Source organism: Streptomyces sp. NPDC056580 (genome assembly GCF_042793175.1).
GTDB lineage: Bacteria > Actinomycetota > Actinomycetes > Streptomycetales > Streptomycetaceae > Streptomyces.
The window spans coordinates 20,273-33,677 of record NZ_JBHTVE010000014.1; the positions used below are offsets into that span (position 1 = coordinate 20,273).

The window sequence follows — 13,405 nt, forward strand, 5'->3', positions numbered from 1 at the left end:
GGGGAGAATCCAGCCATGACCACCACCCCCACCACAGCAGCCACCGCCGCCACGCGCGCCTCCGGTACCGGTGCGCACCTGGCCGCCGGTGTCCTCACCGGCGTCGTCGCCCTCTACATCGCCCTCGTCGCACTCGGGAACATCACCGACTTCGGGACCAACCAGCAGTTCGTACGGCATGTGCTGGCGATGGACACGACGTTCAAGGACGACGACCTGATGTGGCGGGCGATCACCAGCACCGCGCTCCAGGACACCGTCTACGTGCTGATCATCGCCTGGGAGACGGTGGCGGCGCTGGTGCTGATGGCGGGCACCTGCCTGTGGGCGCGGCGGGACCACGAGCGGGCCCGGCGGTTCTCCGTCTACGGACTGCTGATGCTCGTGCTGCTCTTCGGCGCCGGGTTCATCGCCGTCGGCGGCGAGTGGTTCGCCATGTGGCAGTCGAAGACCTGGAACGGACTGGACGCGGCGACCCGGGTGCTCGTGCTCAGCGGGGTCGCGCTGATCGTCAACCTGCTGCCGGCCGGACGGCGGGGCGCGGCTAGCTGACGACCGTCACCTTGGCGCCCAGATCCCCGAAGGACCACAGGGCGGCGCCGTCCTGCTTGTGCATGCGTATGCCGCCCAGCTTCTGGCCGTTCGCCGGCGGGGGCGAGGAGCCGTCGAGGGCGTTGGAGAACGCTATGTTCACGCCCTCGGCCTTGGTGAAGTACATCACGTGCTCGATCTCGACGCCGTCCGAGCCCTTGAGGGACTGGGTGCGCAGGGTGATCGAGTAGCGGCCGGGCTGCGGGTCCACCGTGCCCGGCCACACCGTGAACGTACGGGCGGCGTGGCCGGTCGCGTCGACCAGCCACACCCGCTTCTCGCCGACGGAGTAGACGATCCGGCGGCCCGACCCGGACCCGTCCGGCAGGGCGGGCGGGGCCGACTGCTCCGGGGCGGCGGAGATGTGCGGCCGCGGCGACGCCGACGCGCTGGGCGCGGCCGCCGCGGCCGTGGGATGCGGCCCGTGCTCGGCCTGCACGCCAAGGGCGACGACGGCGGCGGTCGCCGCCACCGTCAGGCCGGAGACCCAGGCCCACGAGGGCAGTCGGGCAGCCACGGGTACGCATCTCCTCCGCTATGGATCCCCTTGTCGGAACCGGGGTCGGATCATCGTACTCAGTCCGCCCTCAGTCCAGGACCGGCAGCAGGTCGGGCAGGTGGCCGTCGGACGCCTCGGCCGCCCGCCGCCGCTCCTCGGGCACCTCGCCGTACAGGGTCGTGCGCGGCTTCGCCGGGCGGCCGGCCGCGTCCGCCACGGCGACCAGGTCGCGGACCGACTTGTAGGAGCCGTAGGAGGAGCCCGCCATGCGGGAGATCGTCTCCTCCATGAGGGTGCCGCCCAGGTCGTTCGCACCGGAGCGGAGCATCTCCGCCGCGCCCTCGGTGCCGAGCTTCACCCAGCTCGTCTGGATGTTGGGGATCCAGGGGTGCAGCAGCAGCCGCGCCATCGCGGTCACCGCCCTGTTGTCCCGGGTGGAGGGGCCGGGCCGGGCGATGCCCGCCAGGTACACGGGCGCGTTGGTGTGGATGAAGGGCAGGGTGACGAACTCCGTGAAGCCGCCCGTCTCGCGCTGGATCCCGGCCAGGGTGCGCAGGTGGCCGAGCCAGTGGCGGGGCTGGTCCACGTGGCCGTACATCATCGTGGAGGAGGACCGGATGCCCAGTTCGTGGGCCGTCCTGACCACCTCGGTCCAGGTGGCCGTGGGCAGCTTGCCCTTGGTGAGCACCCAGCGGACCTCGTCGTCGAGGATCTCCGCCGCGGTGCCGGGGATGGAGTCCAGGCCCGCCTCCTTGGCGGCGGCCAGCCACTCGCGGACCGGCATGCCCGTCCGGGTCGCGCCGTTGACCACCTCCATCGGCGAGAAGGCGTGGACGTGCATCCCGGGGACGCGCTCCTTCACCGCCTTCGCGATGTCGAAGTAGGCGGTGCCGGGCAGGTCCGGGTGGATGCCGCCCTGCATGCACACCTCGACCGCGCCCACCTCCCACGCCTGCTGGGCCCGGTCGGCGACCTGCTCCAGGGAGAGGGTGTAGGCGTCGGCGTCGGTGCGGCGCTGGGCGAACGCGCAGAAACGGCAGCCGGTGTAGCAGACGTTGGTGAAGTTGATGTTGCGCGTGACGATGTAGGTGACGTCGTCGCCCACCGCGGACCTGCGCACGTCGTCGGCCACCCGGCACAGCGCGTCCAGCGCCGGGCCGTCCGCGTGCAGCAGCGCCAGGGCCTCGCCGTCGGTCAGCCGGGTCGGGTCGTCGGCCGCCGTGCGCAGCGCCTGCCGTACGTCCGTGTCGATGCGCTCGGGCGCCATGCCGGGGGCGGCCGCCTCGCGCAGCGCCTGCCAGTCGCCGTACACCTCGTCGAAGTCGGCGCGCCGGTCGGCGGTGCGGCCCTCGGTGTCGATCGCGGTGTGCAGGTCCGTGCGGCCGGTGGCGGTGAACGCCTCCTCCGGCTCCTGCCAGGGTCGCCCCTCGACCACCGCGTCCGGCAGTGCCAGTCCGGTCTCCGGGTCGGCGAGCGCTCCGACGTGGGGGCGCAGCCGCGGATCCAGCCAGGGCTCGCCGCGGCGGACGAACTCCGGGTAGACGCAGAGGCGTTCGCGCAGCTCGAAGCCGGCGGCGCGGGACCTGGCGGCGAGTTCCTCGATCTGCGGCCAGGGGCGCTCGGGGTTGACGTGGTCGACGGTCAGCGGCGACACCCCGCCCCAGTCGTCGATGCCGGCGCCGATCAGCCGCTCGTACTCCCCGTCGACGAGGTTGGGCGGCGCCTGCAGACAGGCCGAGGGGCCCATGATGAGCCGGGCGACGGCCACCGTGGCGACCAGGTCGTCGAGTTCGGCGTCCGGCATGCCGCGCATCGCGGTGTCCGGCTTGGCGCGGAAGTTCTGGATGATCAGTTCCTGGACGCCGTGGTAGGCGCGGGCGACCTTGCGCAGCGCGAAGAGGGACTCGGCGCGTTCCTCGTAAGTCTCGCCGATGCCGATCAGCAGGCCGGAGGTGAAGGGGACGGAGGAACGCCCCGCGTCCTCCAGCACCCTGAGCCGGACGGCCGGTTCCTTGTCCGGGGAGCCGAAGTGCGGGCCGCCGGGCTCGGACCAGAGCCGGGTGGCCGTCGTCTCCAGCATCATGCCCATCGAGGGGGCGACGGGCTTCAGGCGCTGGAAGTCGGTCCAGGTCATGACGCCCGGATTGAGGTGGGGCAGCAGGCCCGTCTCCTCCAGGATGCGGATGGAGACGGCGCGGACGTAGGCGATGGTGTCGTCGTAGCCGTGCGCGTCCAGCCACTCGCGCGCCTCGGGCCAGCGGTCCTCGGGCTTGTCGCCGAGGGTGATGAGGGCTTCCTTGCAGCCGAGGGCGGCGCCCTTGCGGGCGATGTCCAGCACCTCGTCGGGGGACATGAACATCCCGTGGCCCGCGCGGCGCAGCTTGCCGGGGACGGTGACGAAGGTGCAGTAGTGGCACTTGTCGCGGCACAGCCGGGTGAGAGGGATGAAGACGCTCTTCGAGTAGGTGATGACGCCGGGGCGGCCGGCCGCCTCGAGGCCCGCGTCACGCACCCGGGCGGCGGACGCGGCGAGAGCGGTGAGCGCCTCGCCGCGGGCCTGCAGCAGCACCGCCGCCTCGCCGGCGTCGAGGGCGACGCCGTCCCGGGCACGTTTGAGGGCGCGACGCATGGAGTTCTCGGTGGGGCCGGTTCCGGAGGTCGCGGAAGTCGTCATCCCCTGAGCATACGTTCGGCGTGATCAGCACACGGGCGGGCCGGGACGCGCCCCGGCCCGGACGGTGCCGCCGCCGGCCGACCGGAGCAGAGTGACGATCGCGGCGACCGCGTCCAGCGGGCGGGCGGCCCGGAACCCGGCGTCCGGGGAGCCGGCGGTCTGGGGAGCCGGCGGTCTGGGGAGCCGGCGGTCTGGGCGACGCCGCTCAGCCGGCCGCGCGATGCCTGCGCCGGCTCCGGGGCGGTGCGGCGGGTCGGGCGGCGCGGCTCGGCGGGGCGGGGCGGGGCGGGCGGTGCGGCGGATCGGGCGGCGGGGCGGGCGGCGCGGGCAGCGCGCGGGCGACTCAGGGCAGCGCGGGCGGCCCAGGGCAGCGCGGGCGGCTCAGGGCAGCCGCCGGATCGGGCGGCGCGGGCGGGCGGCGCGGGCAGCGCGGCGGGGCGGGCGACGCGGGCAGCTCGGGCGGCGCGGCGGCTCAGGGCAGCCACCGGATCGGGCGGCGCGGCGGGTCGGGGCAGCCACCGGATCGGGCGGCGCGGCGGGTCGGGCAGCGTGGCGGCTTAGGGCGGCGCGACCGCCCGGGCGGCTCGGGCGACGCGGGCAGCGCGGCGGATCGGGGCAGTCGGCGGATCGGGCGGCCTCGGCGTCGAGGCGGCGCAGGCGCGCCCTCGCCTCCGTCGCCGCCCTGGGCCCACTGCCGCGAGCCGAAGCTCCGCGGGTGCTTGCGGCAGCTCCTGAACGCGGGGGAGGCTGGCACACGTCAGTCATAGGAGAGCCCGGGCGTCACAGGGCCCGCACGGGGTCGGCACAGCATCCGTGCGGGGGCCTGGAAGGGGCCGGGGAGAGCGGGAGATCCAGGGACATGTCAGGCCGTGCGGACCTCAAGCAGCGCGTCGTCACCCGGTTCCAGCGGTATGTCGCCAATCCGCTCAACCGGCGCCTGCCCTTCCAGACCCTGCTGGAGACCACCGGCCGGGTGAGCGGTGAGCCGCGGCGGACGCCGGTGGGCGGGCGCCGGGCCGGGGAGTCCTTCTGGATCGTCTCGGAGTTCGGCTACAAGTCGCAGTACGTGCGCAACATCCAGGCCGATCCGCGGGTCCGCGTCCGCGTCGCCGGCAGCTGGCACCACGGCACCGCCCACCTGCTGCCCGACGACGACGCCGTGGCCCGCCTGCGCTCCCTGCCCCGCTTCAACAGCGCGGCGGTGCGGGCGTTCGGCACGGACCTGCTGACGGTGCGGGTGGACCTGGCGGACTGAGCCCGACCGCTCCGGCCCCACCGTCAACCAACCAAAGGACCGGCCCTCCACCTGAGGAGACCGTGTGCAGACCATGTGGACCCAGGTGTACCGGTCTGTGATCGGCGTCTCCCGCTGCTGACGCAACCGCCCCGAACAAGGCAAACTGACGGGGTTGTTCGGGATGACGGGTCCTAGGGGGTCGAACGCATGGACGGTGGGCCGCGAGTGCCTGGGCAGCGACGTGCCGGCTCCGCGGTCGCCGCGGAACCGGAGGCGACACGCTTCGGGGTGCTCGGTCCGGTGCGGGCCCGGCGCGGCGAGGAGGCGCTGAACACCGGCTCGCCGCAGCAGCGCGCCCTGCTGGCCGCCCTGCTGCTGCGCGAGGGCCGCACGGCGACCGCGGCGGAACTGATCGACGCGCTCTGGGGCGCCGAGCCGCCGTCCCAGGCGCTGGCGGCGGTGCGCACGTACGCCTCCCGCCTGCGCAAGATCCTCGGTCCCGGCATCCTGGTGAGCGAGTCGGGCGGCTACGCGGTACGGGGCCTCGGCGAGGGCGCGCTGGACCTGGCGGTGGCGCAGGAACTGGCGACCGAGGCGGACAAGGCGCGCGGCGGCGGCGACCTGGGGCACGCGCGGGAGGCACTGGGCCGCGCGCTGGCCCTGTGGGACGGTGAGGCGCTGGCCGGTGTGCCCGGCCCCTACGCCGAGGCCCAGCGGGTACGCCTGGAGGAGTGGCGCCTGCAACTCCTGGAGTCCCGGCTGGACATGGACCTGGAGCAGGGCCGCCACGCCGCGGCGGTCTCGGAGCTGACCGCCCTGACGGCCGCGCACCCGCTGCGTGAGCGCCTGCGCGAGCTGCTGATGCTGGCGCTGTACCGCAGCGGCCGCCAGGCTGAGGCGCTCGCGGTGTACGCGGACACCCGCCGGCTGCTCGACGAGGAGCTGGGCGTCGAACCACGGCCGGACCTGCGGGAGCTCCAGCAGCGCATCCTGCAGGCGGACCCGGCCCTCGCCGGGCCGTCGTCGCCGGTCGCCGAGCCCGCCGTGCTAGCCGTCCGGCCGGCACAACTCCCGGCCTCGGTGCCCGACTTCACCGGCCGCGCTGCCTTCGTGGACGAGCTGAGCGAGGTGCTGGCGTCGGCGTCCGAGGCGGAGGGCCGGGTGATGGCCGTCTCGGCGCTGGCCGGGATCGGCGGCGTGGGCAAGACGACGCTGGCGGTGCACGTGGCCCACCGGGCGCGTTCCGCCTTCCCCGACGGCCAGTTGTACGTGGACCTGCAGGGCGCCGGCCCGCGCTCCGCCGAACCTGAGACGGTGCTCGGCTCCTTCCTGCGGGCCCTCGGCACGGCGGACTCGGCGATCCCGGACAGCCTGGAGGAGCGGGCGGCCCTGTACCGCTCGGTGCTGGACGGCCGCCGCGTGCTGGTGCTGCTGGACAACGCCAAGGACGCGGCCCAGGTACGGCCGTTGCTGCCGGGCACGGAGGGCTGCGCGGCGCTGGTCACCTCCCGGGTGCGGATGGTGGGCCTGGCCGGCGCCCATCTCGTGGACTTGGACGTGATGTCCCCGGAAGAGGCCCTGGCCCTCTTCACCAAGATCGTGGGCGAGGAGCGGGTGGCGGCGGAGCGGGAGGCCGCGCTGGACGTGGTCGGGGCGTGCGGCTTCCTGCCCCTGGCGATCCGCATCGCCGCGTCCCGTCTGGCGGCGCGCCGCACCTGGACGGTCTCGGTCCTCGCCGCCAAGCTGGCGGACGAGCGGCGCCGGCTGGACGAGCTCCAGGCCGGCGACCTGGCGGTCAAGGCCACGTTCGAGCTGGGCTACGGCCAGCTGGAGCCCGCCCAGGCCCGGGCGTTCCGCCTGCTGGGCCTCGCCGACGGTCCCGACATGTCCCTGGCGGCGGCGGCCGCGGTGCTGGACCTTCCGGTGGAGGACACGGAGGACCTGCTGGAGTCCCTGGTCGACACCTCGCTCCTGGAATCCGCGGCCCCCGGCCGCTACCGCTTCCACGACCTGGTCCGCCTCTACGCCCGCTCCTGCGCGGAACGGGACGAGCAGCCGCCGAGCGAGCGGGAGGCGGCGATGTCGCGGCTGCTGGACTTCTACCTGGCTTCGGCCGCGCGGGTCTACGCGATAGAGCGGCCGGGCGATCGCACGGTGGATCATCTCGAGGGCACGGAGCGTCCCGGACAGGAGTTCATCGACGACGCACGGGCGCTCGACTGGCTGCATGCCGAGGCGGCCTGCATCCTGGCCTGCGTACAGCAGTCGCTCGCCGCTCCCAGCCTGCGCAAGGCCGTCGACCTCCTCCTCGCATCCAAGGACCTGGCCGAGTCCGGGGCAAGCGCGCTGCGCTACGGAGTGGTGACCCAGGCCGCCCGCGATGCCGCGACCGCCCTGGGTGACGCCCATGCGGAAAGCCGGGCCCGGACCACGCTCGCTCAAGTACTCAGCCGCGCCGGCCGCTTCGAGGAGGCCGGTGTCGAGGCGCAGCGTGCCATCGAACTCGGCCGCACGACGGGTGACCCCTGGACCGTCGGCAACGCCCACAACGAGCAGGGCATCATCACCAACTGCCTGAACCAGCGCACCGTCAGCGAGAGCCACCTGCTGGAGGCGATCAAGGCGTTCAGGGCCGACCGCAACCGCCCGGGGGAAGCCAGCGCCCTGTGCAACCTGTCGCGTGTCCTGGTCTCCCTGGAACGCGTGTCGAGCGCGATCGACCTCGTCCGCGAGGGCATCGCCATCTACGACGAGCTCGGACTCACGTTCCGCCTCGCCAACGCGCGGTACGCGCTGGGAATCGCGCTCGGACACGATGGACGCCACGAGGAGGCCCTGAAGGAGCTGAGCGCGGCACTGCACACGTTCACGGTGAACAGGCAGCGTCTTTGGGAAGGCGCCACGCACTTCCGCATCGCCCAGGTCCATCTGTCCAGCGGTCTCCCGGCACGGGCCGCGCAGCACGCGGAGCAAGCGCTGACGACCGGCTGCATCGGCGGCGAGTGGATGCGGGCCAACATCCTGACGCTCCTGGGGCACTCGCTGGAGAGCCTGGGTCAGACCGATCGGGCAAGAGCCTGCTGGCGCGACGCGCTCGCCATCTACGAATGCGCGGGCTCTCCCGAAGCCGACCAAGTGCGCGGACTGCTCACGTCGGCCGCCGTGTTGTGACGTGCCCACTGACACGTTCATCGAACGTTTATGAGTGGCTGCCATCCTCAAGTCATCGATCCGTCGCAGCGGGGGGAGCGGGCGGATCAGCTGGGGCCCACGGTTAAGGTGAGCGCCCCGGAACGCCCGTTCGACGACCCGCGGGGGAGTCGCCGAGCGGGCGTTCCCACCAGCACTGCCACAGGGGAGTTTTCATGAGCAAGGTCGAAGAGCCCAAGAACACGGACGAGATCACGACCCTCGACAGCCACATGCCGGCTCCGCCGAAGGACGGCGAGATCACCACGCTGGACAGCCACATGCCGGCCCCGCCGAAGGACGGCGAGATCACCACGCTGGACAGCCACATGCCGGCCCCGCCGGCCCTGGACCTGAACGGCAAGTAGACCTGACTCCCAGCGGGGGAACGGCCGCGGCGGCGCGGAGGGGGAGCCGCCGCGGCCGTGGCGTGTCCGGGGGCGTCAACGCACCGGCCTCGCCACCGGGTTCGCCCTGCAGTGGTGGACCTCGAGGATGAGGCCGTCGTCGGGCCGGCCGAAGGAGTCGAGGAGTTTCACCTCGGCACGGGCCGTGCCCTTGGCCGGGACGGTGACGGTAGCGGTGTTGTCGGCGACCGCCGAGCCCCGCTTGTCGTCGAACTCGACCCGCACCGTGAAGTAGCCCTCGACCGCGTTGGGGTTGGTGACCTCGACGGTCGCGTACTGGGCCTTCTCCGTCGCGCAGCTCACCAGCCGGGCCTTCGCGGCCTTCAGGGAAGGCGTCGGACTCGGCGTGGCGCGGGTCCCGCCGCCGCTGCCCGACGTGCTTCCGCCGGTGGCGCCGTAGTCGTCGTCGTAGTCGCGGTAGCGGCCGGAGCCCGCCTTGCCGACGCCCGACGACGTGTCGTGGTCCTGGCTGGAGCTGCTGCAGCCGCCTCCGCCGCCTGAGTGGCCGCGGCTGTGCCCGTGCCGGCCCGTGAAGCCGGTCAGGGCGAGCACCACCAGCGCCGACACCGCCGTGAGCCTGATTGTGTGACCGCCTCGTCGCATAACGTCACCCTATCGGCCGACTGTCACGCCGCTGTCACCGCACGACCGCCGTCCTGTATCCGGCACCGGCCCCCGCGTCGCGCGACCGCCGCCCCGCACCCGGCGCCGGCCGCCCCGCCCCGTCCGCACCCGGCGGCCCAGCGCCTCACGCCGTCCGAGCCGTGCCCGTCCCCTTCTCCGCGTCCAGCGCGTACACGCACCGGTCCTTGCTGCACGCGTACACCACGCCGTCCTTGACCACCGGGGAGCCGGTGATCTCGCCGCCGGTGGCGAGCTTCCAGCGCAGGCGGCCGTCGTCGGACTTGAGGGTGTAGAGGAGGTGGTCGGTGGAGCCGAAGTGGATGCGGCCCTCGGCGACCACCGGGGTGCCCACGACGTCCCCGCCGGCCTGGAAGCGCCACTTGGGGGTGCCGGTGACGGCGTCCAGGGTGTATAGGCCCTTGCCGCTGCCCACGTGCACATGACCGGCGGCCACCAGGACCGGCTCGACGGAGGAGCGGGCCTCGGTGGCGATGCGCCAGCGGTCGCGGCCGTCGGTGGCGTCCAGGGCGTAGACCGTGCCGAGGTAGTCGGCGAGGTAGACGCCGCCGCCGGTGACGGCGGGGCCGGGCGCGAAGGCGGGCGGGCAGAGGAAGACCGCGGGTGCCTCGAAATGCCAGCGCACCAGGCCGCTCGCCACCTCGATCGCGAGGACCCGGGTGCCGGCGGAGACGTACACGTAGCCGTCGGTGGCCGGGGTGATGCGGACGGGCACGCCGCCGCAGGAGGCCGCGTCGCCGATCGGGTACGACCAGCGCTCCTCGCCGGTGCGGGCCTCAAGGGCGCGCAGCCGGGCGTCCTGCCAGACGTAGACGGTGCCGTCGTGGACGGCGGGGCCGGCCTCGGGGGACTCGAAGTCGGTCTGGCAGCCGCTGATCTCCCACAGCTTCTGGCCGTTCGCCGCCTCCCAGGCCTGCGCGCCGCCGCCCCGGGTGCCGGTGACGACCGTGCCGTGGTCGGCCTGCAGCGAGTACACCCAGGCGTCCGTGTTCAGCCGCCACAGGTCGCCGCCCTCGCGGGCGTCCAGCGCGAACAGGGTGGGCCCGTCGGAGGCGTGGACGCGGCCGTCCGCGACCGCCATGGACCAGGCCACGTCCCGCGTCTTGAAGCGGCGGCGGCCGGTGGCCACGTCCAGCGCGTGCACCTCGAAGGAGGTGACGTAGACCAGCTCACCGTCGACCGCCGGGGTGCCCCAGACGTCGTTGGACATGCGGAAACGCCACGGGCGCCAGCCGTTCGCGGTCTCCGGGGGCACGGCCGGGACGGGCGGTACGGCGGGGTCCGCGCCGGCCACGCCGTGGCGGGGGCGGGACCAGCCGGCGACCAGGCCGGCCTCCGGCGGGGGCGCCTTGACGGCGGCGGCGCGGGCGTCGGCGACGCGCGGCCCGGGGCCGATGGGCACCGCGGCGCCGGCCAGCCGGACCGGGCCGGTGTCGGGCGCCACGGCCGGCCCGGTGGCCGGGACGGGGGGGTCGTAGGACGGCGGCGGGGGCACGGCGGCGCGGCCGCCGCTGCGCGGGCCGGGGGCGGTGGGGGCCGGCTTGGCGGCGGGGCGGCCGCCGCGGCGGGACTCGATGAGGCCGACCGCCTTCTCCGGCAGCCAGGCGGAGGCGGTGCCGCTGTCGTCGGAGCCGGAGCCGAACAGGTGCGGTGCGAGCTGGGCCTGGAGGTCGGCGGGGTTGGGCCGGCCGGTGGCCTCCATCTGCATGCAGGACTCGATCAGCGGGCGCAGCTCGTCCGGCAGGCCGGAGAGGTCCGGGCCCTCGCGGAGCAGCATGAACACCGTCTCGACCGGGTTGGCCCCGTGGAAGGGCGGGTGGCCGGTGGCGGCGAAGACCAGCATCGAGCCGAGCGAGAAGACGTCGCTGGCGCCGGTGACGCTGCGGGAGTCCTTGGCCTGCTCGGGGGACATGTAGGCGGGGGTGCCGACCGCGACGTTCGTCATCGTCAGGCGGGTGTTCGAGACGCCGGAGGCGATGCCGAAGTCGATCACCCGGGGGCCGTCCTCGACGACGAGGACGTTGGACGGCTTCAGGTCGCGGTGGACCAGGCCCGCGCCGTGGATGGACTGCAGGGCCTCGGCCACGCCCGCCGCCAGCCAGCGCACCGCCTGCGCCGGGAGCGGGCCGCACTCGTTCACTATCTCCTCGAGGGAGGGCGCGGGGACGTAGGCGGTCGCGAGCCAGGGCACGGCGGCGCGGGGGTCGGCGTCGACCACGGCCGCCGTGTAGAACCCGGAGACCGCGCGGGCCGCCTCCACCTCGCGGGTGAAGCGGACGCGGAAGAGCTGGTCCTCGGCCAGCTCGGTGCGGACCGTCTTGATCGCCACGCGCCGGCCGGACGCCGAGCGTGCCAGATAGACCAGCCCCATGCCGCCGGCCCCCAGCCGGCCCAGCACCTCGAACGGCCCGATCCGCCGCGGATCGTGCTGTGTCAGCTGATCCACCACTTGCCTGCCACCTCCCCGTACGAGCCGCGCCACCCACATATGTACGCGACCGAAGTGCAGCGTCTCACCACCGCACCGCCATGGCGGCACGCACCCTGATTCTTCCTGGCCGGGCGGCCGGTTGCGAACCCGGTGATGAAACGGGGTGTCTCATGCCGAATAAGGTCATTTCTTCGCCGCGGTGCTCTGCCTCACCTCTCCAGCAGGGCGAACGACGCCCCCTGATTGTCGGTGACGACGGCCACCCGTCCGTACGACGCCTCGAAGGGCGGCTTCTGCACCCGGCCGCCGAGCCGCCGCACGGCGTCGAGGGCGTCGTCGAGGGCGGCGACCCGGAAGTGGACCAGGAAGTGCGGGGGCATCTCGGCCGGGAAGACCTCGGTGACGTCCGCGCGGCCGAAGTCGGGCTCGGTGCCGGTGCCGAACAGGGCCTCGTGGAAGAGGTCGCCGTAGAAGGTGTTGGCGGCTTCCGTGTCCCGGGTGTACAGCTCGGCCCAGACGAACGTGTTCGGCTCCCCGCGCCGCCCGAAGCCGGAGTGGGCGCCCGGCTGCCACAGGGCGAACACCGCGCCCTCGGGATCGGCGGCCAGGGCGGCGGTGCCCAGGTCGCCCACCGGGAAGGGGGCCATCACGAGCTGTCCGCCGGCCTCGGCGATCCGCCGGCCGAGCGCCCGGGCGTCCGCGGTCGCGAAGGACACCGTCCAGACCGTGGGCATGCGGCCGTCGGACTTCGGGGCCAGCGAGGCGACGCGGTCGCCGTCCAGCAGGGCCCAGACCGAGGAGCCGTGCGCCTCCCCGAACTCCCAACCGAAGAGCTCGCCGTAGAACCGCTTGCCCGCCTCGACGTCGGGCAGCTCGGCGTCCACCCAGCAGGGGACGCCCTCGGGGTACGTCTCTTCTTTCGCGGATGCCCTGTTTTCGGCCATGCCGTCAAAGTAGCGGGGTCGCGCGCGGCCCGCAGACCAGCCACACCCTGCCCGTTTGTGCCGCGCACCCCATTTGCAGTCGGCCGAATCGCGCTCGTATCACCCGTCGGTAAGCTGACGACATGACAGGACAAGTGCGTACCGTCGACGGCCGCGTGGCCGGCCGACGTGGGCAGGCGACCCGGCAGAAGCTGCTCGACTGCCTCAGCGAGATGCTCAGCACGTCCCCCTACCGGGATGTCAAGGTCATCGATGTCGCCAGGAAGGCGGGCACTTCGCCGGCGACGTTCTACCAGTACTTCCCGGACGTCGAGGGGGCCGTCCTGGAGATCGCCGAACACATGGCGACCGAGGGCGCCGGGTTGACGGAACTGCTCGAAGGACGCTCCTGGGCCGGGAAGTCCGGCTGGCAGACCGCGCAGGAACTGGTGGACGGATTCCTCGAGTTCTGGCGGCGCAACGACGCCATCCTGCGCGTGGTCGACCTCGGTGCGGCCGAGGGGGACAAACGGTTCTACAAGATCCGCATGAAGATCCTGAACTCGGTGAACGGCCCCCTCACCGAGTCGATCACCGAACTGCAGACCAAGGGCCGGGTGGACAAGGACGTGAACCCGGCGGCGATCGCCGGGTCACTGGTCGCGATGCTCGCCGCGGTGGCCGAGCACCAGAAGGGCTTCTCCTCCTGGGGCGTCAAGCAGGCCGAGCTCAAGCCCAATCTCGCGCTGCTGGTGCACCTGGGTGTGACCGGCAAGAAGCCGAGCAGATAGCGGACGCAGCCCGTACCCCAA

10 protein-coding genes are annotated in these 13,405 nt (G+C 73.5%); 5 read left to right on the forward strand and 5 right to left on the reverse strand.

What is annotated here, in order from left to right; all coding sequences use genetic code 11:
• Nucleotides 1-15: 15 nt before the first annotated feature.
• Nucleotides 16-552, forward strand: coding sequence for a DUF2165 domain-containing protein (locus ACFQ9Z_RS28555; protein WP_383024955.1), 537 nt, complete (start codon nucleotides 16-18; stop codon nucleotides 550-552).
• On the opposite strand, the gene ACFQ9Z_RS28560 is transcribed toward ACFQ9Z_RS28555, so the two are convergent.
• Together ACFQ9Z_RS28560 and ACFQ9Z_RS28565 are read right to left on the reverse strand one after the other, a co-directional pair.
• A complete protein-coding gene (locus tag ACFQ9Z_RS28560) occupies nucleotides 545-1,108 on the reverse strand; it encodes a hypothetical protein (protein WP_383024958.1) in 564 nt (187 codons plus the stop codon). The two genes, ACFQ9Z_RS28555 and ACFQ9Z_RS28560, sit on opposite strands and share 8 nt — an antisense overlap.
• 70 nt (nucleotides 1,109-1,178) lie before the next feature.
• On the reverse strand, nucleotides 1,179-3,764 hold the full coding sequence (locus tag ACFQ9Z_RS28565) for a bifunctional FO biosynthesis protein CofGH (RefSeq protein WP_383024961.1): 2,586 nt from the start codon (nucleotides 3,762-3,764) through the stop codon (nucleotides 1,179-1,181).
• A gap of 859 nt (nucleotides 3,765-4,623) precedes the next feature.
• Between ACFQ9Z_RS28565 and ACFQ9Z_RS28570 the strand changes: the two genes are divergently transcribed.
• The 3 genes from ACFQ9Z_RS28570 to ACFQ9Z_RS28580 all read left to right on the forward strand — a co-directional run bounded on the left by ACFQ9Z_RS28570 (nucleotide 4,624) and on the right by ACFQ9Z_RS28580 (nucleotide 8,558).
• Nucleotides 4,624-5,019: a nitroreductase/quinone reductase family protein gene (locus ACFQ9Z_RS28570; protein WP_383024967.1), complete on the forward strand. Its 396-nt coding sequence runs from the start codon at nucleotides 4,624-4,626 to the stop codon at nucleotides 5,017-5,019.
• Nucleotides 5,020-5,208: 189 nt separating this feature from the next.
• Complete coding sequence (locus ACFQ9Z_RS28575; protein WP_383024970.1) at nucleotides 5,209-8,172, forward strand: BTAD domain-containing putative transcriptional regulator; 2,964 nt, start codon at nucleotides 5,209-5,211, stop codon at nucleotides 8,170-8,172.
• Between the two features lie 194 nt (nucleotides 8,173-8,366).
• Complete coding sequence (locus ACFQ9Z_RS28580) at nucleotides 8,367-8,558, forward strand: sigma-like protein (protein WP_199210942.1); 192 nt, start codon at nucleotides 8,367-8,369, stop codon at nucleotides 8,556-8,558.
• 75 nt (nucleotides 8,559-8,633) lie between these two features.
• Here ACFQ9Z_RS28580 and ACFQ9Z_RS28585 read toward each other — a convergent pair whose 3' ends face one another.
• The 3 genes from ACFQ9Z_RS28585 to ACFQ9Z_RS28595 all read right to left on the reverse strand — a co-directional run bounded on the left by ACFQ9Z_RS28585 (nucleotide 8,634) and on the right by ACFQ9Z_RS28595 (nucleotide 12,614).
• Complete coding sequence (locus ACFQ9Z_RS28585) at nucleotides 8,634-9,200, reverse strand: hypothetical protein (protein WP_383024974.1); 567 nt, start codon at nucleotides 9,198-9,200, stop codon at nucleotides 8,634-8,636.
• Nucleotides 9,201-9,345: 145 nt separating this feature from the next.
• Nucleotides 9,346-11,688 carry a PQQ-binding-like beta-propeller repeat protein gene (locus ACFQ9Z_RS28590; protein ID WP_383024977.1) on the reverse strand — a complete coding sequence of 781 codons (2,343 nt, stop codon included), beginning with the start codon at nucleotides 11,686-11,688 and terminating at the stop codon, nucleotides 9,346-9,348.
• 191 nt (nucleotides 11,689-11,879) lie between these two features.
• Nucleotides 11,880-12,614 (reverse strand): VOC family protein, encoded by a 735-nt coding sequence (locus ACFQ9Z_RS28595; RefSeq protein WP_383024980.1) that lies wholly within the window; start codon nucleotides 12,612-12,614, stop codon nucleotides 11,880-11,882.
• A gap of 134 nt (nucleotides 12,615-12,748) precedes the next feature.
• Between ACFQ9Z_RS28595 and ACFQ9Z_RS28600 the strand changes: the two genes are divergently transcribed.
• Nucleotides 12,749-13,384 carry a TetR family transcriptional regulator gene (locus tag ACFQ9Z_RS28600; RefSeq protein WP_383025673.1) on the forward strand — a complete coding sequence of 212 codons (636 nt, stop codon included), beginning with the start codon at nucleotides 12,749-12,751 and terminating at the stop codon, nucleotides 13,382-13,384.
• The last annotated feature ends 21 nt before the right edge of the window (nucleotides 13,385-13,405 follow it).